The organism is Clostridium sp., from assembly GCF_018372875.1.
Lineage (GTDB): Bacteria > Bacillota > Clostridia > Clostridiales > Clostridiaceae > Clostridium.
In genome coordinates, this window is record NZ_JAHAIF010000002.1 from 122,078 (window position 1) to 144,430 (window position 22,353).

The 22,353-nt window shown below is 29.5% G+C and carries 18 protein-coding genes; 3 read left to right on the forward strand and 15 right to left on the reverse strand.

Annotated features, from left to right (window positions below):
- Positions 1–37: 37 nt before the first annotated feature.
- From KIB46_RS01245 to KIB46_RS01255, 3 genes are read right to left on the reverse strand one after another with little or no spacing between them, the layout of a single operon-like run.
- Entirely contained in the window at positions 38–1,108 is a 1,071-nt protein-coding gene (locus KIB46_RS01245; protein ID WP_291670158.1) for a transglutaminase domain-containing protein, read from the reverse strand.
- Positions 1,109–1,118: 10 nt separating this feature from the next.
- Positions 1,119–1,757, reverse strand: coding sequence for a recombination regulator RecX (gene recX / locus KIB46_RS01250; RefSeq protein WP_156559338.1), 639 nt, complete (start codon positions 1,755–1,757; stop codon positions 1,119–1,121).
- Between the two features lie 7 nt (positions 1,758–1,764).
- Positions 1,765–3,012, reverse strand: a complete 1,248-nt coding sequence (locus KIB46_RS01255; protein ID WP_291670160.1) for a pitrilysin family protein — start codon at positions 3,010–3,012, stop codon at positions 1,765–1,767.
- A gap of 178 nt (positions 3,013–3,190) precedes the next feature.
- On the opposite strand from KIB46_RS01255, the gene KIB46_RS01260 reads away from it, so the two are divergent.
- The 3 genes from KIB46_RS01260 to KIB46_RS01270 all read left to right on the forward strand — a co-directional run bounded on the left by KIB46_RS01260 (position 3,191) and on the right by KIB46_RS01270 (position 7,473).
- On the forward strand, positions 3,191–3,862 hold the full coding sequence (locus KIB46_RS01260; protein WP_291670162.1) for a response regulator transcription factor: 672 nt from the start codon (positions 3,191–3,193) through the stop codon (positions 3,860–3,862).
- Positions 3,862–5,358 (forward strand): HAMP domain-containing sensor histidine kinase, encoded by a 1,497-nt coding sequence (locus KIB46_RS01265; protein WP_291670164.1) that lies wholly within the window; start codon positions 3,862–3,864, stop codon positions 5,356–5,358. The genes KIB46_RS01260 and KIB46_RS01265 overlap by 1 nt, the downstream gene beginning before the upstream one ends.
- A 507-nt stretch (positions 5,359–5,865) precedes the next feature.
- Positions 5,866–7,473 (forward strand): Na/Pi cotransporter family protein, encoded by a 1,608-nt coding sequence (locus tag KIB46_RS01270; protein WP_291670166.1) that lies wholly within the window; start codon positions 5,866–5,868, stop codon positions 7,471–7,473.
- Between the two features lie 46 nt (positions 7,474–7,519).
- On the opposite strand, the gene KIB46_RS01275 is transcribed toward KIB46_RS01270, so the two are convergent.
- From KIB46_RS01275 to mngB, 12 genes are all read right to left on the reverse strand, one after another.
- A complete protein-coding gene (locus tag KIB46_RS01275) occupies positions 7,520–8,260 on the reverse strand; it encodes an SDR family oxidoreductase (RefSeq protein WP_156558690.1) in 741 nt (246 codons plus the stop codon).
- Positions 8,261–8,276: 16 nt separating this feature from the next.
- Complete coding sequence (locus tag KIB46_RS01280) at positions 8,277–9,212, reverse strand: dipeptidase (protein ID WP_291670176.1); 936 nt, start codon at positions 9,210–9,212, stop codon at positions 8,277–8,279.
- 20 nt (positions 9,213–9,232) lie between these two features.
- On the reverse strand, positions 9,233–10,144 hold the full coding sequence (locus tag KIB46_RS01285; RefSeq protein WP_291670178.1) for a metallophosphoesterase: 912 nt from the start codon (positions 10,142–10,144) through the stop codon (positions 9,233–9,235).
- A gap of 114 nt (positions 10,145–10,258) precedes the next feature.
- Positions 10,259–10,765, reverse strand: coding sequence for an anaerobic ribonucleoside-triphosphate reductase activating protein (gene nrdG / locus KIB46_RS01290; protein WP_291670180.1), 507 nt, complete (start codon positions 10,763–10,765; stop codon positions 10,259–10,261).
- A 12-nt stretch (positions 10,766–10,777) separates the two neighbouring features.
- Positions 10,778–12,898, reverse strand: a complete 2,121-nt coding sequence (gene nrdD, locus KIB46_RS01295; RefSeq protein ID WP_156558694.1) for an anaerobic ribonucleoside-triphosphate reductase — start codon at positions 12,896–12,898, stop codon at positions 10,778–10,780.
- 579 nt (positions 12,899–13,477) lie between these two features.
- On the reverse strand, positions 13,478–15,865 hold the full coding sequence (locus tag KIB46_RS01300) for a DUF2207 domain-containing protein (RefSeq protein ID WP_291670184.1): 2,388 nt from the start codon (positions 15,863–15,865) through the stop codon (positions 13,478–13,480).
- Positions 15,866–16,153: 288 nt separating this feature from the next.
- Positions 16,154–16,693, reverse strand: a complete 540-nt coding sequence (gene rbr, locus KIB46_RS01305; RefSeq protein WP_027097943.1) for a rubrerythrin — start codon at positions 16,691–16,693, stop codon at positions 16,154–16,156.
- A gap of 22 nt (positions 16,694–16,715) precedes the next feature.
- A complete protein-coding gene (locus KIB46_RS01310; protein WP_156558695.1) occupies positions 16,716–17,096 on the reverse strand; it encodes a desulfoferrodoxin family protein in 381 nt (126 codons plus the stop codon).
- Positions 17,097–17,238: 142 nt separating this feature from the next.
- Positions 17,239–17,379, reverse strand: a complete 141-nt coding sequence (locus tag KIB46_RS01315; RefSeq protein ID WP_156558696.1) for a hypothetical protein — start codon at positions 17,377–17,379, stop codon at positions 17,239–17,241.
- 105 nt (positions 17,380–17,484) lie between these two features.
- Positions 17,485–18,405 (reverse strand): hypothetical protein, encoded by a 921-nt coding sequence (locus KIB46_RS01320; protein ID WP_291670188.1) that lies wholly within the window; start codon positions 18,403–18,405, stop codon positions 17,485–17,487.
- Positions 18,406–18,492: 87 nt separating this feature from the next.
- Positions 18,493–19,629: a glycerate kinase gene (locus tag KIB46_RS01325; RefSeq protein ID WP_291670189.1), complete on the reverse strand. Its 1,137-nt coding sequence runs from the start codon at positions 19,627–19,629 to the stop codon at positions 18,493–18,495.
- A 65-nt stretch (positions 19,630–19,694) separates the two neighbouring features.
- Entirely contained in the window at positions 19,695–22,298 is a 2,604-nt protein-coding gene (mngB, locus tag KIB46_RS01330) for a mannosylglycerate hydrolase (protein ID WP_291670192.1), read from the reverse strand.
- Between the last annotated feature and the right edge of the window lie 55 nt (positions 22,299–22,353).

Here is a 22,353-nt window from a genome sequence, read left to right on the forward strand (position 1 = left end):
CAAGCTTCTTTAAACTTGGTGTCTTTTATTTTTTAATTTAAAATTCTCCTGCTATACTTTTAGTTTTGTGTGTTTCCTCAAAGTTTAATGAATCAAAATAATTACCTGAGATATAAAAAGTTGGATCTACATTTATCCACTTGCCTTCATCTTCAAGGTATACCTGATTCCATGCATGACTTACAAACTCACTTCCATTGTAAGCATCACCTACAATAATTCTATTTTTTAATCCTACAGCATTACACATAGCTGTATAAAGACAAGCATAATCAAAACAAATTCCTTTTTTATCTCTAAAAGTTGGTATTGCTCCACTTTCAAAGGAGGATGTGTTTTCCATTATAGCATCCGCCTTTTCATCATCATAACTTACATTACTTCCAACCCATCTATAAAGACTTCTAGCTTTTTCTCTATCACTACTATCTCTAGAAACTAATGCTTTTGCTTTATTATCTATGCTTTCATTAGATTTAACCCCTTCATCTAAGGTAATACCATTATAATAAATTATTTTGTTGCTAGATATATTCTCCCTTAATCCATTTGAAATAACTTGAACCTTTTTACTATCTACCATTTCCTCTAGTGCATCATAGGGCTTAAGTCCATCTAATATACCTATCCTATAGTTTGACCCTACTAAATTATTATATAAAACTAAAGGAATACATATTAAAACAATAAAAATAACTCCCTTTATAAATCCAAATATAACAGAAAAGATTATAAGAAAAGGGCTATTGTATCTTAGTTTATTTAAAGCAGAATTTAGTGAAAATGAGTGAACTAATTTAAGTAATGAATATATAATAAATTTAACTACAGCAAATATTCCCACTAAAAAAACAACATGAACTAATCCATTATCTCTTATTGAATTTTGAAACACTTGATCTAATAAATTACTAACCATAACATCAAACTTTTCATAATAATAAAGAATTATGAAAAATGTTACTATAGTTGAACAACCTGATAAAATTGGGTCTACTGCTTCATTTATATCCCTACTATAAACTACTTTTCTAACACATGTAATTATAGAAAAAATAATTATACCTAAACAGACTAGCTGTTGAATATCTAAGTTAAATAAATCCATAGGCTCACCCTTACTCTAATTCTTCTACATTGACAACTTCCTTAACTATCTCTTTTACTAAAGAATAGTCGTATCCCCTACCTACTAAAAATCTACATAGTTTATTCCAAAGCTTATATTTATCACTTTCTCTTTTAGAAATTACTAGGTATCTTTTTCTAGCTAACTCTAATGCTGCTTCTTTTTCTTCATCTTTATCTATTGTTTCTAAAGCACTTTCTATGTCCTCTTGGTCTACCCCTTTTTTCATAAGGGCATATTTTATTTTCCCCCTACCTTGGGTTTTAGCCCTATCCTTAACATACATCCTTGTATAAGCTTCATCATTTATAAATTTGTATTCTCTTAAAAACTCTAATGTTTTATCTATTTCATCTTTTTCATAACCTTTTTCAAAAAGCTTTTCTATAATTTCTTTTTCAGTTTTATAGCTTCTTTCTACTATTCTTAAAGCTGTATTCTTACATTTTATTATATTGTCTTCTTTAACTACTTTTTTAAGCTTTTCTTCATTTATTTCTAAGTCTTTCCTTAATCCCTCCCTATATACTAGTTCCGTACTTACAGAAAAGGCATAGGATTCATCAATATAAATATTAACCCTATCTTTTGTTCTTTTTTGAGCTTCTATCTTAGTAATTTTGCTCATTTATAATCTACTCCTTTGGAGATGTTAAAATATGAATTGTAGGGTCTTTTAGTACCAACTTTGATACTTTATAAATTTTATCCCTATTTAAATTATTTAAACCTTCCATATCCTTAACAAACTCATAAATATCTTCACCTTCAAGTTCCTGATGTAATATATAGTTACAAAGTTCAGCAGAGTCCTCTAAAGTTGATATTACAGCAGTCTTATGAACCTTTTTCATTATAGCTAAGTCCTTATGGCCTATTTCTACCTTTCCATTAACTATATTATTTAGTGTTTCATCAATTGCCCTTATAGCCTCTTCCACATCTTCATCAGAAACTGCAGTATATATATATAAAGTCTTAACATTCTTTGTCATATCTAAATGTGTATAAATATCATAAGCAAGTCCCTTTTTTTCTCTTACCTCTCTAAAAAGCAATGAATTAGAACTTTCACCTAACCTATGATTTAGTATTCTAAGTGCTAACTCATCATTTTTATCTAAATGATAAAATGTATATAAATAAACTATAGTACTTTGCTCCATATCATTTTTATAGCTTACTTTCCTTAGTGGAATATTATCTTCACAAATTACAGGATGTTCTACTTCCTCTTCCCCTTGCCAATTAGAAAATTCTCTACTAATTAACTCCTTAGCATCTTCATGTTCCAGGGATGATACCATTGTTATTAAGCTGTTTTTAGGGGTATAGTACTTTTTATAGAACTTTTTAATATCATCTCTTTTAAATCCTTTTACAACTTCTTCTAAGCCTGTAACATCATATCTTAATGGACTACTATTAAAAGCCACTTCATTTACTCTTTTAAAGCTTAAATCTTCTATATCATCCTTGCTTGTTCTCATTTCTGCAAGAATTACCCCTCTTTCCCTCTCAATCTCTTCCTCTGGGAAATTAGATGAAGTAATCATATCTCCTAATAATATACAAGCATTCTCTAATTCTTCACTTAAGCAACTTATTGTATATACTGTAGAATTATAATCTGTATATGCATTATATTCTCCACCTAAAGATTCAAGCTCATCATTAAGCTCTTCATTATTTCTTTTATTTGTCCCCTTAAAAAGCATATGCTCAATAAAATGACTTATTCCCTTTTCTTCTAAGGACTCATATATTGCACCCACTTTAACTCCTAAATTTATAGAAGCTATTTGAGTATCCTTCTTTATAGTTAATATTTCTAAACCATTATCTAAATAGTGTTTTTTTACATCAAAATTCAGCTTAAGCATCAATTATCTCCTTATCAATCATTGTATCTATATAATATAAGCTTTTTTACCTAACTTTACAATATATAATTACATTATTCTATTTTATATCCTTGGAATTTTCTATATAATGTACATAAGGTGTATGATAATAACTTTAACTTCTTATATTAGCAAGGATGAAAGGAGTTTTTATACTATGAAAAAAAATATTTTAATTGTAGAAGATGAAATAAGAATAAGATTTCTATTAAGAGATTATTTCCAAAAAGAAGGCTTTTTAGTATATGAAGCTGAAAATGGCAAAGAAGCTTTGGAAATATTTAAAAATAATAAAATTGACATTATAATTTTAGATATAATGATGCCTGTAATGGATGGATTAACTGTATTAGAAAAAATACGAGAAGTATCAACAATTCCTGTTATTTTACTTACTGCTAAGGGGCAAGAAGAAGATAAACTTCAAGGATATGACTTTGGCGCTGACGATTATATTACAAAGCCATTTAGCCCTAAAGTTTTAGTTGCAAAGGTAAAGGCTTTATTAAAAAGGACTAGTGAAAAAGTAGATTCAAGCACCCAAGATTTTAATGGGTTAGTTATAAATAAACTTTCTAGAGAAGTAAAAATATATGAAAATATACTTTCATTATCCCCAAAAGAATATGAACTTCTTATATATTTAACCTCTAATGAAGGTATTGCTTTAACTAGAGATAATATATTAGATAATGTTTGGGGAATTGATTACTATGGAGATATTAGAACAGTAGATACCAATGTTAAAAGATTAAGAGAAAAATTGGGAGATAAGGCTAACTATATAGTTACTGTTAGAGGTAGCGGATATAAATTTGAGGTGAAATAATGAAGCATAACTTATCAAAAAAAATATTCGTCATTACTCTTAGCCTTCTACTTGGGTTGATGATTGTTATATTTATATTTCAAACATTCTTTTTTCAAAGCTTTTATGAATTGAAGAAAAAGAATAATTTAGTTAAAGATATTAATAGGTTTACTTCCTTATATGCTAATCAAACTCAAGATTATAATAACATTGGCAAAGCATTAATTATATTAGAAAGTGAAACAAATTCAAGAATAGGTATCTTCTCTTCCATTACTGGGGAGACACTTTATATCTCTGATCCTTACAGCGAAGATACAGCCTATGTTAGAACACTAAAACAGCTATTAAAGAATAATACTTTAAGAAAAGAGATTATTGCATCTGGAAAACCTCAAACAATAGATTTTATAGATCCTAATAGTAACAGTACCAAAATTGGTGTTCTAGCTCCTATGAGTTTATATTCTACTAATGATTCAATATTAATTTCAGTTACATCTATTCAACCTATTGAGGAAGCTTCTGATGTTATAAGAGAATTTTACTCTTACATATTTATAGGCTTCATATTTATATCAATATTACTTTCTACTGTATACACTAACCTTATATCTAAACCACTTATAAAAATTAATAATGTTGCTAAAAAGATGTCCCAAATGAACTTTAATGAAAAATGTACAATTGACAGAGAAGATGAAATTGGAAATCTTGCTAGTACTTTAAACTTTTTATCAAGTAACCTAGATGGAGCACTTCAAGATTTAAAAGAAAAGAATAAGAAGCTTGAAGAAGATATAGAAAAGGAAAGAAAACTAGAGATTATGAGGAAAGACTTCGTTGATTCTGTTAGTCATGAACTAAAAACCCCAATAGGTATAATTGAAGGATATGCTGAAGGTCTTAAAGATGGTATTGTTTCTGGAAATAATGCTCTAGAATACCTAGAAACAATAATTGATGAATCAAAAAAAATGAGTATTCTAGTTACAAATATGCTTGAAATATCTCGACTTGAATCAGGTGTTATAAAGCCAAACCTAGAAGTTTTTAATATTAATAGATTAATTAAAAACTTAGTTAATAAATTTACTGTTGAAGCAAATGAAAATGGATTACGAATAATTTTTGATGAAAAAACTAACTTCTCCTATGTAAAGGCAGATAGATTTAAAATGGAACAGGTTTTAACAAACCTTATAACCAATGCAATAAAATATACCCCTGAAAATAACGATATCGTTGTATCTATCTCCATGAAAGATAGCTTTTATGAACTATCTGTAATAAACTACGGTATCCAAATAGATAAAAATCATATTGATAAACTTTTCAATAAATTTTATAGAATAGATAAAGCTCGTAGTAGAAGTAAAAATAGCACAGGTCTTGGCTTGTCTATAGTAAAAAACATACTAGATATTCATAGCTTTAATTACTCTTTAAATAACATTGAAAATGCTGTAGAATTTAAATTCTTATTACCTGTAGAAAATCCCCCTGAAGAGTAGGCAAATAGTAAGTTAGTCCCTATTTTAAGGAAAAAGGTCCTAATTTAATCATATTCTGTTGAGTTTTGTAACTTAGTTATATATACTTGTATTGTAAGATTATTCCTAGTAGATATGGAAGTTTACAAACCGTTATAACTCCCCAATAACCCTATATCATAAAGATACTACTCTCCCAGGTAGTATCTTTTTTTTACTGTCTAGGAAAGTATAAAATTTCAATTATCTATAAATCAAAGGTATTATTACATTTTCATATTAAAAAATATAAAATAAAGGATAGTAATTTTATAATTTCCTTACCTTTAGTACGCGTGGGGTGGATATTTGTTTTGATGTGACTTGGAGCTTTTTTATTCTTTATTATTTGACATAATTTTTGTAACTTTTTATTATACGTATTGTTAAATGTAGGTTAAAGCTCTTAGAATTGTTAACTTTTAGTTATAAAATAGTATTGTACATTAAATTTATGTAAAAAATTATATATTCAAAGGAGCGAAAATTTTGGACACGTTTAATATTTTCATTGAAGTATTTGGTGGTTTAGGTTTATTCCTTTTCGGAATGAAACTTATGGGAGACGGCTTAGAAAATGCCGCAGGAGAAAAACTAAAAAGTATATTAGAGAGGGTTACCAGTAATAAATATATTGGTGTACTTATAGGAACTATTGTAACAGCAGTTATTCAAAGTTCTAGTGCCACTACAGTTATGGTTGTTAGTTTTGTAAATGCTGGACTAATGACATTAATGCAAGCTGTAGGTGTTATAATGGGTGCTAACATTGGGACAACCATTACTGCTCAAATGGTTTCCTTAGATTTAGATAAAATAGCCCCAATATTTATAGGCCTTGGTGCTATTGGTTTACTAGCCTTAAAGAAAAAAAGAGCTAGGGATATTTCATCTATAGCCTTAGGTTTTGGTATTTTATTTATGGGAATGGGAGTTATGTCATCTTCATTAAATCCTCTTACCCAATCAGATGCCTTTAAAAATGTAATTTATATAATTGGAAATAATAGATTCTTAGGTGTTTTAGCTGGACTTGGAATGACTGCAATAGTTCAAAGTTCCTCTGCTACTACTGGTATTTTAGTTGCTTTAGCAACAACTGGTTCTATAGATATGAATGTAGCACTTCCAATAATTTTAGGATGTAATATAGGTACATGTGTAACAGCTTTACTTGCTTCAGCTGGTGCTAATAGAACTGCAAAAAAAGCAGCTCTTATTCACTTATTCTTTAACGTTATTGGTGTAGTTATTTTCATTCCATTTATGACACCATTAATTTCTTTAATTGAAAGCATAGATCCAAGTAATGTTGCTAGACAAGTTGCAAATGCACATACTATATTTAATATTTCTGTAACTATAGTGCTGTTGCCTTTAGCTAAATACCTAGTTTTACTTGCTAATAAACTTTTACCAGGTGATGAAGTTATTGAAAAAGATGGTGCTATCTATTTAGATAAAAACTTACTTGAAACACCTGTTGTAGCAAGTGCCCAAGTTTTTAAAGAAACTATAAGAATGGGTGAAATAGCTAAGAAAAATATAGAAGAAGCAATGGATGCCTTCTTGAATAATAATGAAAAAAATATAGAACAAATCTATAGAAGAGAAAAAATAATAAATATCCTAGAGAGAGAAATAACAGACTACTTAGTAGAATTATCATCTTATGATTTACCTGTAACAGATAGCAAGAACTTAAGTGCTACTTTCCATGTTATAAATGACATTGAAAGAATTGGTGATCATGCTGAAAATATAGTTGAATTGGCTACAGATAAAATAAACAATAATATTTCTATTGGTACTGATGCAAGAAACGAATTACTAGCTATGTACGAGAAGACTTTAGAAGCTTTAACTTTAGCAATTGAAAGCTATAAGAAGGAAGATAATAAAGAAGCATTAAATATTAAAGAGATAGAAGAATCCATAGATAAATACGAAAAAGATCTTAGAGAAAATAATATTAGAAGATTAAATGAACACTCTTGCTCTGCAAACTCAAGTACAATATTCCTTGATTTAATAAGTAACTTAGAGAGAATTGGAGACCATTCAAACAATATTGCAGCTGCAGTGAGTCAAAGATAATAGGAATGAAGAAGAGAAATTGCCTTGCAATTTCTCTTCTTTTATTTTAAATATATCCACCATCCACTCTAAGGATTTGTCCTGTAATATAGCTTGAATCATCTGAACATAAAAATACTGCTGTCTTCCCTATTTCTTCAGGTAGTCCAAACCTTCCAACTGGAATCTCATTTTCTAGCTCTTCTCTTTCCTCTTGGCTTAAAAATGAATTCATCTTTGTATCTATAACACCTGGCGCTATAGCATTAACTCTTATATTTGATGGAGCCATTTCCTTTGCTAAAGCTTTTGTGAATAAATTCAATCCACCCTTTGATGTAGAGTATAAAACCTCACAGGAAGCTCCTACTTCTCCCCACATAGAAGAAATATTTAAAACTGCTCCACCTTTCCCAAGCATATGAGGTATTGCTAACTTTGTAAGATACATTGCTCCTAAAAGATTTGTGCTAATTAATCCTTCAATATCTTCTCTAGTTGCATCCATAAATAATCCTAATGTACTTCTAGCTGCATTATTTACAACTATATCAACCTTACCAAAATGCTCTAGAGTTTTATTAATTATCTCCTCTGCTCCTTCAAAAGAAGAAACATCCCTCTTTATTGAATATGCTACTACTCCTAGTTCTCTTAAAACTTCTAGGGTTTCCTTTGCACCCTCTTCATCCTTAGAGTAATTAATTACAACGCTAGCTCCCTCTTTTCCTAATTCAATAGCTATAGCTCTTCCTATTCCTCTTGAGGCACCAGTAATAATGGCTACCTTACCTAATAACTTTGACATCCTTCTTTACCTATCCTTACTTTAATGTTTCTATAAAAAATCTTAATGCGTTTTTATAGTATATTTTTTCTATTTCATCTATTGTAAAACCTTCTTTTTCTAAAACTTGTGCCAATTTTCCCATTTCAGAAGCATCTTTAATTTCCACTTCATTTCCTATACCATCAAAATCACTACCTAATGATATAACATCTATTCCACCAACATTTTTTATGTGCTTAATATGAGAAACCAAGTCACTTATTTGAGTAACTTTTTCATAGCCAACAAAGTCTGCACAGAAGTTAATTCCCATAACTCCACCTTTTTCTGATAACTTTTTAATCATATCATCAGTTAAATTTCTTGAGTGTCTTTTTATACTTCTGCTATTTGAATGTGTTACTATAAATGGCTTCTTACAATTTTCCACCAAATCATAGAATCCCTTGTCTGAAAGGTGTGATGCATCAGGAACTATTCCTAATCTCTCCATCTCCTCCACCATTTCTATACCTTTAGGTGTAAGGCCCTTGTCCTTATATAAAAATTCATAGTTAGGGTATCCTAAACTATTTTTATAGTTCCATGTTAAGGTAATAAATCTAACTCCATAGTCATAAACCTTTTGAATATTATCTATGTTCCCTTCAAGAGTTTCTCCCTCTTCTATTGAAAGAAATACTCCTATCTTTTTATCCTTTTCAGCTTTTGATAATTCCTCTACATTCCTAACTAAAGTTATATCTTTTTTATTCTTAGATAACTCTTTTTCTAGGTTTCTGTACATAATTTGAAACTCTAAAAATGGATTTTTAACTTCTCCTATGTCTATAAAAAATGCAAATACTTGAGCTAAAGCTCCACCCTTTTTCATCTTTTCAATATCAATTTTAAAACTATTACTTTTTAGCCCACCATTTTCATATAGCATTCTACCAGCTGTATCACAATGTAAATCAATATACTTCATAGCTATTTCCCCTTTTTTCTTTACTCTTTTAAATATTTTAGATATTCTTCCACCCTTTCTGGACCACCTAAAATATTTCTTCTTATGTATAAGGTATTATCATCTCTAACATCTATTATCCATTTAACTAATGCAATAAGTCCACTATTAATTTCTATTGTACTTATAGAATAGGGCAAAACGCAACATCCATCATTAAAATACAACCCTTTTCCTAACTTAGGAAACCTACTTTCATGAGTATGTCCACAAATAATAAATTTATTATATTCTTTGCTCCAATTAGCTAATTTTTTATCTACTTTACCACCTTTTTTATAATTATTGGCTGGACTAGTTGGGGCTTTAAATCCCCCAATTCCCTCCATATATCTCCAAAGATGTCTTACTAAAAACTTACTTACTGGTGCAAATTCATAATTCATAAAATCTAGCTGATGTCCATGGGTTATGAATATCTCCTTCTTACTTGGCTCATGTCTTAAAACTATACTTTCTTTAAATTTAATGTTATCCAATAAATATATTAAGTCTTCACCAAAGGCTCTGTCTATTTTATGAAGCTTTCTTTTTTGCTTTTCTAAATATTCTTTAGATGCTTTCTTACCATCATGGTTCCCATAAAGCATATGAAGTCTTCCATGTTTATTAAATTTATTTAATATCTGAAAAACATCCCTATAATTATAAGAAATATCTCTATAACATTTATTTTTCCATAGTTCATCTCCATCTCCTGCTTCAATAAGTGTATATCCTTCTTTATAATAGTAATTTAAAGCTGCTACATATATATTTTTATTGCTCATTAATGAATCAGCATAGCTTCCATCTCCTCTATGAACATCGCTAATTACAACTATTTTAGATTCTCTATCAAAGGGTATTCTATCACTTATATTGTATAGCTTTAACAATTTATTAGGAGTCATACTATCCCTTCTTATAATTACTCATTATAGCATTATATGAAAGTAAAACTAAACAGTGATTACTCCTAAATTAAAAAAGAGAAACTGCAAAGCAATTCCTCCTTTTAATATTAACTATTCATCTTTTATTATTAAACTTATTTCTCCAGCTTCAAGGGTCTTTTTAACATCAATAACTCTTTGGTTACTTGATCCTCTATATTTTAGTTTTATGTCCCTATTTTCTAGCTGAAAGCGTCCATCAATAAGAACATCAACTTCCTCAAGAATTCTTCTCTTCTTTTCATCATTAATTATTTTTTCATAAATATAGCCTGACCAAAGCCAAATATCTTTCCCTGTTTCTTCTTTAACTCTTTTTAAAAGATTTACTAATGAATCATCCATAGTTTGTTCCATTGGCTCTCCACCTAGAATATTTACTCCCTTAACATTAGGATTCTTAACATAGGATAAAAACTCATCTTCTATCTCTTTTGTCCAAAGCTCTCCACTATTAAAATCTTGAAGATCCCTATTAAAACACCCTTCACAGTTATTTGTACATCCTGTAACAAAGAGAGTTGTTCTTATATCTGGTCCATTTGCTACATCAAATTTTCTTATTTTTGCATATCTCATGAAAACACCTTCTTATAAATGAAGTACTCTATCTCCTATTTCAGCCGTTCTTCCTTTATTCCAGAAATTTGTTCCTATGTAACCACAAGTTCTTCTCATTACTTGCATTTCGCTTTCTTCTCTATTACCACATGATGGACAGTACCACTCTAAGTTTTCATCTAACTTAATTTCTCCTGTATATCCACAACTATAACATATATCAGGTTTTGTATTTATTTCAGCATATTGAATATTGTGATAAATGAAGTTGATTAAGCTTTCTACAGCTTCTACATTTCTTGTTAAATCAGGTACTTCAACATATGAAATACAACCACCTAAACTAATACCATGGAATTGAGATTCAAACTTAAGCTTAGAGAAAGCATCTATTTCCTCACATACATGAACATGATATGAGTTTGTATAATAAAGTCTATCTGTTACGTTCTTTATTTCTCCAAATCTAGCTTTATCTAATCTACAGAATCTATAAATTAAGTTTTCTGCTGGTGTTCCATATAAACCAAAACCTAATCCTGTTTCCTTCTTCCACTCATCACATGCATCCTTCATATGGTTCATAACTTCAAGTGCAAACTTTTCACCTTCTGGAGTTGTATGACTTACCCCTAACATTGCTTGAACCATTTCATGAATTCCTACGTATCCAAGGGATAATGTTGAATATCCTTCATTAAGAAGCTTGTCTATAGCTTCACCCTTCTCAAGTCTAGCAATTGCACCATGCTGCCAGTGAATTGGTGAAACATCTGAAACTGTACCTAATAACATGTTATGTCTTGTTATTAATGCTTCCTTACATAAATCTAATCTTTGATCTAAAAGCTCCCAGAATAACTCCATATCACCATTTGATATAATACCTATTTGTGGAAGGTTAAGGCTTATAACACCTTGATTGAATCTTCCATACCACTTATAGTCTCCATTTCCATCCTTCCAAGGACTTAAGTGAGATCTACATCCCATTGGTGGGAATGTATTTCCTTCATAGTTCATTCTCATAATCTTAGCTGATTGATAATCAGGTACCAATCTCTTTGCAGTACATTCTGCAGCAAGCTTAGTTATGTAATCATACTTTCCACCTTCTAGGCAATTATGTTCATCTAAAAGGTATACTAATTTAGGAAAGGCTTCACCTATTTCTTGTCCCTTATAGTTCTTCATACCTTCAAGTCTTTGTTTAATCATTTCTTCACATATTAATGCCATTTCCTCTTCATACTCGTTACCTTCTTCAATTTCAAGGTAAATTGTACTAAATGGCGCTTGTCCGTTAGTTGTTTGAAGAGTTGAAAGTTGATATCTTATAGTTTGTACTCCATCCCTTAAGTCTTTCATCTTCATGTCATTAGCTAAATCTTTTGCTAATTCTTCATTATTGTATTTTTCCATATAGAATTTATAATACTTGTCGTAGGTTACTCTTAAGAATTTAGCTAAATGCTTAATTGTTATACTTTGCCCACCATATTGGTTAGATGCAACTTGAGCAATAATTTGTGTAGTTACTGTACAAGCTGTACCAAAGGATTTTGGTGATTCTACTAATTTATCATTTATAACTGTACCATTGTTTAGCATATCCTCAAGATTTATAAGACAACAATTGAATATTGGTGATAAAGTATAATCCATATCATGCCAGTGAATTGCACCTTCATCATGAGCTTGCACTAAATGTGGTGGAATTAATCTTCTTCTTGATATATCCTTAGATACTTCTCCTGCAATTAAATCTCTTTGAGTTGCAGCTATTACAGAATTCTTATTGGAATTTTCCTTTAGTACATCCTCATTTGTCTTTTGAATTAACCCTAATATACTTTCATCTGTTGTATTAATATTTCTCTTAAATGATTGAACAGCTCTATACCCCTCATATGATTTAGCTGTTATTGATTGACCATAATGCACAAGTCTTTCATAAACATAAGATTCAATTTTATAAATTGTTGGAGTTTCATTTTCATCTTTAAAATACTTCTCCGCATCGTTAGCTATTAATTTTGCTATATCTGGTAAATAAATACCACTTCCATATTTCATAGCCTTTAAAATAGCCTCTCTAATCTTGTGTTTGTTGAATTCAACTATGCTTCCATCTCTTTTTATTACTTCCATGTACATTCCCCTTACAATAATTTACCTTTTATGGTTTAATATGTTTAATTTTATAAATCAACTATTGCTATTATAACTTATAAAAAAATAGTTTTCAGAAATTAAATTAATAGATATTTATAACTATTTTCATCTTTCTTCGTTTTTCTATTATTTTTGCTAATTATTGCATTATGTCATCATTTGCACAAAATATCGGGTTATGATAAGAAAATCTCACTATATATTGTGGTATACCTAAAACTAACACTATACATTGGGGATAACCTTAAAAACTCTATTTTTACCCAATCCTTTAACATAGTTCACTGGATTATTTATAGTAATATAATTGCTATTGTCGTTGGAGTGCTAATAAGATTAAGTATTCAAGAACTTTACTTTTTTTGATACCTACTTAGTTTTTAAAAATAAATAGAAAAAAGCGTCGCATTTTTTGCGACGCTTTTTAAGTGGGATGAAACACGAAACCAAAGAAATTTTATCAATTGCTTGCTACAATCTTATGATAACATAACATTATTAAATCAGATTACATCTTTGTAAACTAATTGTAATATTAAAGTTAAATCCTATAGCCTACCAGCTTGATCCACTTCCACCACCAGTTCCTCCTCCTGAGAAACCTCCACCCGAGAAACCTCCATCAAAAGAACTTGTATTATGAGATCCTACAGTATCAGATACTGAATTCATATTAGTACTAATTATTCTCATCATAGTATAACTATTTAAATCTGTATACCCAGTATAATATGGTGATTTATCTACTTCTATCCCCTCAAATCTATTTGCCCATTTATCTGTTATATTTAATACTTGAGCATAAGGAAGTATATTATAAAAATAATTTGGATTTTCTTCTAGTAAAGCTTCTAACCTTTCCTTTTCTGCTGTTTCTAAAAATTTTCTGAATCCTAATATTTTTTCTAATATCATTCTTCCATACTCACTTCTCTTTGGTAAAAGCCCTGCCATAGTTATTATAGAAAATATAGATATAACTACTACAATATTAGTTATAAAATGAGATCCTATCTTAAAGATTAATACTATAATAGAGGCTGATAATAAATATATAAATAAAGCAATAAAAAACCCTAATTTAGCTTTATTAGTAACAATTCTATTTAAGTTATTTACGTTTAACGCATAAAGTATAGTATACACAACACTTATTATTCCAGCTGATATTAAGGATAAGCCCATAACATCTCCAGGGGTTAAATTACTTGTATACTTGACAGAGATATAGAAGGATACCATTGGAACAAATGATAAAAATAATAATAACACTGAAATCTTTCTTGATTTTGCATCTGTTAGCTTCTTTCTTTTACCCTTAAATGCTGATTGAACTGAATTAATTGCTGAGGATATTTTATTTTCTAACTCTCCATTCCTTAGTTTAGCTTCTGTTACTTCATTACCTTTTTTAAAGAGCCCTTTAAACAAAGTTTTCTCATACTTTTTATGCTCACTATCTAACTCACTAATTTTTATCAATTTAAACTCATTATTCTCATCAAAATTAATTTCTAAATGGCCTTCACTTGCCCAAAGATAAATTAATGAAGTAATATCCTTAGGTGTACAACTATTTTTATAAGCATAGGCTAATTCTGCACTATTCATTCCATCTGGAGGATAAAACTCTAACTCTGGTTCGTATCTCCTTTTTTCTTTAAATACTAAAAATAAAATTCCTGAAATTATTGCTACTATTAATGATAAAACAATAGTTTTTATTTCTGACTTATCCATCTCTCTTTTAAATAAACTATTATCACAGTCTAGTGATATAAATACCTTTTCTCTTGGATAAATGGTATTTGTATTATTAAATGTAATCTTTTTATTCTCTCTATCTAGGGTATATCTATCCTTATTACTACCAATACCTCTATCTAAAAAGTTTACCAAAGCATTTTCTATAGGAACCTCAGATTCTACATTTACAATAAGATTATCAATCTTACCTTCATAATTATTACTCTTTAAACTTAAATAAATATCATCTGCAAGTCTTGGTCTAACCTTATAGGATACCTTAACCTTATATACTCCAACTTCTTTAGGCACATAAATTGAAGAGTATTTTTCTGACACTTTAAATTGGGAATTATCACAGCTTATTTCACTTACCTTATCATATTTATTATCATCCCATAACTTTATTTCATTTGATCCAAAGTCATAGTTTTGTGATGTAACTTTTATTTCAAATTCTCTTTCTACCAAGTATTCCTTTTCTTTTGTAATCTTAATATTAACTATTTCCTTATTTATATTGAAAGGATATTTTCTTTCTTTTACATTTTTAAATGTTCCTTCTTCTAACCTTGCATTTATAGTTATCCCATTATTTTCTTTAATTTCTTTTGTAGATTCAATTGTAATTTCATTATCTTTAACTGTATATTTAGAAAGCTTATTTTCTTTACTTCCATATTCCCCATCTGTTAAGGTGATATTCTCTAGCTTTCCTTCTTTAGGATAAGTTATATTTGCTCTAAAGTTTTCAACTCTTGTATCCCAATTTGGCAATAAATTTAAATAAATATAGTCTCCATCAACTTCTTCATCATCATAGTAATTTAAAGTATATTTTATTATATATCTTTTATCTCCATCTATAGTTTCATCTTCATCACCTATTTTTAAACTTACGTTTCCTGATTCCTTAGTTGATTCAAAGGGTGCTCCTATTACAGAAATATCTGAAATGCTACAGTCCTCTGTACCTGATGAAGTAGTTATATCTCTTTTAATACCATGTCTATCTTCATTAAAGTAAACATCTATTGTCTCTGTTATAAAAAACTGTCTCTTATCATTAACCTCTACATCCACTTGCATATTTTTTATATAATATCCTTCATCTTCTGCTTTAGGCCTTACTTCTACAATGTTAATGATAAAAATACTAATTAAAACTGATATTATTACCCCTTTTAGCTTTTTCATATCAATCCCCACTTTTTATTGTTTTTGGATATATTTTACCATAAAAAAAGGTGGAGTGGATATTTATTTCCCTTGTTCCGTCGCAAGCTCCAAGTCACATGGAAACAAATATCCACCCCACGCGTACTAAAGGTAAGGAAATTATAAAATTACTATCCTTGATTTTATATTTTTTTAATATGAAATTATAATAATACCTTTGAGTTATAGTCAATTGAAATTTTATACTTTCCTAGACATCAAAAAAAGAGGAATTGCTTTGCAACTCCCCTCCATTAATTATTTATATTAATAATTTTCTGCTTTTACTTGGAAATATGATTGTGGATGAGCACATACTGGGCATACATCTGGAGCCTTCTTCCCAATACAGATATGTCCACAATTTGAGCATTGCCAAATTACATCTTCATCCTTAGAGAATACTAAATCTCCTTCTATGTTAGCTAAAAGCTTTCTATATCTCTCTTCATGTTCCTTTTCAATTGCAGCAACACCTTCAAAAAGCTTAGCTATATGTTCAAAACCTTCTTCTCTTGCTTCTTTTGCAAATTTATCATACATGTCTGTCCATTCATAGTTTTCTCCATCAGCTGCATCACTTAAATTAGTAGTAGTTTGTCCAATTCCATCATGTAATAACTTAAACCAAAGTTTTGCATGTTCCTTTTCATTTTTTGCAGTTTCTTCAAAAATAGATGCTATTTGAACATAACCATCTTTCTTAGCTTTAGATGCATAATACATATACTTATTAGTTGCCATTGATTCTCCTGCAAAAGCTTCCATTAAATTAGCTTCTGTTTTTGTACCCTTTAAATCCTTCATTAAAAATCACCTCATCAAATATTTAAATTTCTTTTTTCCAAAGACCATGTAAATTACAGTATTCATAAGCTTCAATTACTTTTTCATTGTCACCTATAGTAAACTCTGCTTTTGGTTCATCACTTGGTGATAAATATTTCTTTTGAACACCCCTATCTGTCTTTAAATATATCCATTGAATATAATGAGCTTCAACCATTGGATGTAAAGTACTTCCTACAACTACCTCTACTTTATTACCATTTACATTAATTACTGGTACATGCTTTTCTAAAGCACCATCTGTTGTGTTTGCTTTTAACTCACTCATATTTTCTCCACAACATACTATAGATACTCCTGATTCTTTAATCACCTCTACAATATTTCCACAATGCTTACAAATTAAGAATTTTGTTTCCATAACCTCTCCTCCTTTTTTCTCTATTTCTACTTTATACTACCAATATTAACATAAAATTCTGAATATTTTGTTAATACACTGTTAATTATATTAGTATACTTACAAAAAAATACCTATAGAATTCCTCTATAGGTATTTTTGATTAAATAGTTCCTATTTTAATTCCGTCTTTTTGAATCTTATCTGGATCAGTTGGTTTTAAATTTTCATGCACCTCATCCATTCTAAGTTCCGTTTTAACAACATCTTGAATTTCTTTGTTATACACATTCTTATCATTCATACTTAATCCCTCCCTAAGGATAGGATGTCCAGTTATTTATTCCTTTATCCATTAAGTATATGCCTATTATTCCATCTTCTCATTATTTTCTCTTTGTATATTTCCTTATATAATATCTAAATTATGTCCTTTAACATATATTACTCTTTTTGAAAATACCCCATGAACTACAGTGATAACTTCTCCCTCTGTTATAGGTAAATAATTTGCTTTAACAGAAAACTTTATTTCACGTTTATTATTAAAATCAGTAACATATACTGTAAACCTAGTATAATTAAGCTCAGTTTCAACAGCTATTATTCCTGTACAAACACCCGTTAGGCTTGTTTCTATACCAAATAAACATTCAATAAAAAATAATAAAATGGATATAAGAATAGGGTAAATTGTTATATATTCTATTCCAACAATATTATCAACTCTTTCATATAAAATAAAAAACAATAATATTAAGAAAATAGCATATGTGCTTATTCTTCTACATCTTATAAAAAAACTTGTTTCCTCGTGAGGAAAAAACCAAATTTTAAACCTCCAATAAAATTTACTTTCTACTTTATCTTCAGAAAAGCCTTCATCCCATTGCTTCTTCCAATTTATTTGTGATTCACTTAACTGCATTGTCATAATTCCTCTACTTATATAGGTAACTCCTATAGAATAAATACACATTAATGCTGAGGACTTTAATAAATTCATGTTATGAAATAATACATAAGAAATTGGAATATACAAAAGAAATACTCCATTCATAAGGTAAAATGGTATAAGTTTAGTGTTAGCTTCTTTCCTTCTTTCTTCTGAATTAAAACTCCTTGGGGCAGTAACACAAATTACTAGGAGAATTATTATACAAGCAGAACTCATATCTAGAATTACATCATCATAAACTCCTAACCTTTCAAAGAATCCAATATTCCCATTAAGTATATTAAATATCATATCAGCAGAATAAATTATATTAGTTATTAAAATTGCTATAATCATTAATCTACCATTTTTTAAATTTCTCTTCTCTCCCATGTGAATGAACACCCCCTGCTTTTAATTAATTCTATATGAAAAGATGAATTCCTTTAATTGTAAATAACAAAAAAGTCATACTTTGAACTAGTATGACTTTAAATCTATAATTCTAACTACATTTTCAGTTGATATCTCAAGATTATCTTTCCCTTTATTTAATGCTTCCTCTAAAGAAATTACCCCTGGAGTTATTCCTATTACAGAATCTATTCCTAATGAATATAATTCATCTATTCCTTCTCCAATTCTTCCCCCAAAAGCTATTACTGGAATGTTATACTTTTTAGCTATTTTAGCTACTCCTATAGGAGTTTTCCCAAACTTAGTTTGAAAATCTATACTTCCTTCCCCTGTAAATACAAAATCTGCTTTTCTTACTTTTTCTTCTAAATTAGAATACTTAATTACTAAATCTATTCCTGATTCTAATTTTCCATTACAAAAACCTATTAAAGCTGCACCAAGGCCTCCTGCTGCACCTGCACCTTCAACCTTATCAATTTCTTTTCCCATATCTCTTTTTACTACTTCTGCATAATGTTTTAAATTACTATCTAAAACCTCTAAAGTTTCTTTGTTTCCACCCTTTTGAGCCCCAAATACAAAACTTGCACCCTTCTCTCCTGTTAATGGATTCTTTACATCACAAGCTACTTCTATTTTTACATCATAAATTCTTTTATCAAAACCACTTAAATCTATTTCACATAAGTCTTTTAAGGCTCCACCACCAAGAGCTATCTCTTTTCCATCACTGCCCTTAAAGCTTGCCCCTAATGCCTGAAGCATACCAACTCCACCATCATTAGTTGCACTTCCACCTAAGCCTATAATTATTCTTTCTACATTCATATCTAAAGCATGCTTTATAAGCTCACCAGTTCCAAAGGTAGTAGTAAGGAGTGGATTTCTATCCTCTAATTTAACTAAGTGAATTCCACTTGCTTCTGCTATTTCTATTATAGCAGTCTTTCCATCACCTAATATTCCAAACTTTGCTTTTACCTTATTTCCTAGTGGAGCTGTCACCTCTACCTCATGTAAATTTCCATTGGTAGATTCTATTAAAGCATACACTGTACCTTCACCACCATCTGCCATAGGAACATGTATACATGTAGCATCCTTAAAAACTTTTCTTATTCCCTTCTCCATAGATATACAAGCATCCTTAGCTGTCATGCTCTCCTTAAATGAATCTGGTGCTAAAATAAATTTCATATTATTCACCTCTAAATAAAATTATTGTAACTCCCTTAAATTTAACTAAGAGAGTTACTAACCTTTTACACTAATTCAAAGTATATATTATCTACTTTATTTTTACTACAATTTAACTTGCTAAAATCTTCTATATCCTCTAGTACATCTTCCTTAAGATTAACCTTCTTAAAGTTACTTCCTTTAATGCTAAACTGAACCTTCTTTTCTGAATCTGTTCCATTGAAATATCTAAGAACTAAGCCTTTTTTATTTTCAGCCTTCTTTAATACACTTAAAGTCACATTATCATTCTCTTCTTTTAATAGAGAGTAATTATATGGAGTTTCAAAGTCTACAGAATTTAGTTTCATAGCATTGTGAGGCATTTTATTGTAAGTATACACTGGAGTTAAGTATTCTTTTGCAACTCTTGACACCTTATCTTCCCTAGATACATATGGATATATTCCAAATTCTAAACTTACTTTTCCAAGCATTTGTGAGTCAGGAGTTTCTAATTTAATTCCTGATGGTCTTCCAGGTCTTCTATACATTTCTTCTTTACCAAGGAAGCCTACCCCTCTAAATAAAGTTATGGCTATTGTATCATAATCTTCTCCAACTATTTCATACTCTCTAGTACTATTAGTTAATACAGCCATTCCTCTTTCTTCATTCTTTAAAGTTACAAATGAAAGCATTGGATAAATAGAATCTGGTCTTTCATCCCAGTTTTCCTCTTCCCATACATCCATAGCACCATCATATACATCTCTTTTTATAACTCCAAATTGATTATCAGAGAATGAGAAATTAGATTTTATTCCAGTTGGAATGTATGCTCTTACTCTATGATCTTTTGCTCTATTATCTATATCCATCTTAACATTTAAATATGGACTGCAATTATCAACCTTAACAATTATTGATATATCCATAGAACCATCAATTTTCTTATGCTTTCTGCTATCTAAATCCTTTGGTACATCTAAAGTATAGTTAATAGCTATCTCACTGCTATTTTTATAAGTGTTTATACTGTAGTTACACTTAACTAAATCACTCTTAACAATAAAATCATCCTCTAATGGTGAAAAATCATATTCATCTCCGTCATCTGCACCATCTTCTATTAAAAGTACATTTTCATATAATGTGTTTGTATCTTTATGTAGTATGTTTAATGACCCGTTTTCATTTACAGTTATATTAAAATACTTATTTTCAATCTTATCTGTTTTCTTACCTTCTTCAGAATTTATAACTCCTTCTGCTTCTTTAATTAAATAAGTCTTATATCCCATTGAAGGAACAACATCCTTTAATTCAATAGTATATCTTACAAAAGGATCATAGTTTCCATAGTGAACAATTTGTCTATCAATTAACCCTGCATCAACTACTTCTTTATTTATAACTTGGAAATCATATTCTTCCCCATCCTCACCAATAAGGTTGAAGTTTTTCATCTTTGTAATGATTTCGCCTTTAACTACAACTTCCCTTTCATATGGAAGAAGATTAAATGCTGTTAATTTATCTAACGCTATATCTTTGCTCATAGCATCAACTATAACTCTCATATAGAAATCTATTAATCTATCTACCTTTTCTTCAGCTAAGAAAAATCTATTCATTATCTCTTTATGAACCTTATCAGAACAACAACATCCTATAGAATCATGAGCATGGTTTTTCATTATCTCTTTCCAAATAAGCTCAATTAGCCCTGAATGATATTCAAAACCTAATGAATAAGCAAGTGAAGCTAAAGGTTCTAATATATTAGTTATTTTATTTTCTATCCTTGTATTAGCAGCCTTAATATCCATTCTTGTTGAAAAAATACTTCTATGAACTCTCATATACTTTCCATCTAAGAATTCCCCTCTTAATGTTGGTAAATTCTTTTCTTTTTCTAGCTCTTCAAATACCTTTTCATATCTGCTTAAGAAGAAATCTCTTTCTGGATATAATTCCTTTAACTTTTCTAATATCTCAAATATATTCTTTTGTATAGGCATTTGATCATGACCATTTGGAAGTATAATATTTTCTGTTGTAGCTCCCTTATCTAGTACAGGAAAATACTTATCCATCCTCTTCTTAAGATCATCCATATTACTTGGTAAATACTTTCCTATTGCATATCCTAATGGGAATAATTGAGTTAGTACTTTAGAATCCCCTTCACCTTCCCAGTAAAATTCAGTTTTATCTGTTCCCATTCTTTCAGAAACACCTCTCCAGAATATAGAACGATTTATTCCAAATCCATTTAATATTTGTGGCATTTGAGCAGATTGTCCAAAAGAGTCTGGAAGGTATCCTATCATCATAGCATCACCAAATTCTTCACAATCCTTTAATCCATATAGCAGATTTCTAGTTATAGATTCTCCACCTACAACCATTTCATCTGTTTGAGTATACCAAGGCCCTATTATTAATCTGCCTTCTTTAACTAATTTTTTTACTCTTTCTTTATTTTCTGGCTTTGCCGCAAAATAATCTTCTAATATAGCTGTTTGTCCATCCAATACATAATTAGGGTAGTTAGGATTATTTTCTAACATCTCCATTATTTCTTCCATATTATTAACTAAAAGAATTCTTGACTCTTCCGTTGTAAAATACCATTCTCTATCCCAATGCATATGGGGCACAACATGAACTTTTTTACTCATTTATTACACCTCTTGCTCTGATTTAACTTTATATTTTTCCATGATATAGCTTTGC

Bases quoted from the DNA above. Each gene is read 5' to 3' on its own strand.
- KIB46_RS01245 (WP_291670158.1), bottom strand. From the start codon at position 1,108: ATGGATTTATTTAACTTAGATATTCAACAGCTAGTCTGTTTAGGTATA.
- recX (WP_156559338.1), bottom strand. From the start codon at position 1,757: ATGAGCAAAATTACTAAGATAGAAGCTCAAAAAAGAACAAAAGATAGG.
- KIB46_RS01255 (WP_291670160.1), bottom strand. From the start codon at position 3,012: ATGCTTAAGCTGAATTTTGATGTAAAAAAACACTATTTAGATAATGGT.
- KIB46_RS01260 (WP_291670162.1), top strand. From the start codon at position 3,191: ATGAAAAAAAATATTTTAATTGTAGAAGATGAAATAAGAATAAGATTT.
- KIB46_RS01265 (WP_291670164.1), top strand. From the start codon at position 3,862: ATGAAGCATAACTTATCAAAAAAAATATTCGTCATTACTCTTAGCCTT.
- KIB46_RS01275 (WP_156558690.1), bottom strand. From the start codon at position 8,260: ATGTCAAAGTTATTAGGTAAGGTAGCCATTATTACTGGTGCCTCAAGA.
- KIB46_RS01280 (WP_291670176.1), bottom strand. From the start codon at position 9,212: ATGAAGTATATTGATTTACATTGTGATACAGCTGGTAGAATGCTATAT.
- KIB46_RS01285 (WP_291670178.1), bottom strand. From the start codon at position 10,144: ATGACTCCTAATAAATTGTTAAAGCTATACAATATAAGTGATAGAATA.
- nrdG (WP_291670180.1), bottom strand. From the start codon at position 10,765: ATGAGATATGCAAAAATAAGAAAATTTGATGTAGCAAATGGACCAGAT.
- nrdD (WP_156558694.1), bottom strand. From the start codon at position 12,898: ATGGAAGTAATAAAAAGAGATGGAAGCATAGTTGAATTCAACAAACAC.
- KIB46_RS01300 (WP_291670184.1), bottom strand. From the start codon at position 15,865: ATGAAAAAGCTAAAAGGGGTAATAATATCAGTTTTAATTAGTATTTTT.
- rbr (WP_027097943.1), bottom strand. From the start codon at position 16,693: ATGAAGGATTTAAAGGGTACAAAAACAGAAGCTAATTTAATGGAAGCT.
- KIB46_RS01310 (WP_156558695.1), bottom strand. From the start codon at position 17,096: ATGGAAACAAAATTCTTAATTTGTAAGCATTGTGGAAATATTGTAGAG.
- KIB46_RS01315 (WP_156558696.1), bottom strand. From the start codon at position 17,379: ATGAATGATAAGAATGTGTATAACAAAGAAATTCAAGATGTTGTTAAA.
- KIB46_RS01320 (WP_291670188.1), bottom strand. From the start codon at position 18,405: ATGGGAGAGAAGAGAAATTTAAAAAATGGTAGATTAATGATTATAGCA.
- KIB46_RS01325 (WP_291670189.1), bottom strand. From the start codon at position 19,629: ATGAAATTTATTTTAGCACCAGATTCATTTAAGGAGAGCATGACAGCT.
- mngB (WP_291670192.1), bottom strand. From the start codon at position 22,298: ATGAGTAAAAAAGTTCATGTTGTGCCCCATATGCATTGGGATAGAGAA.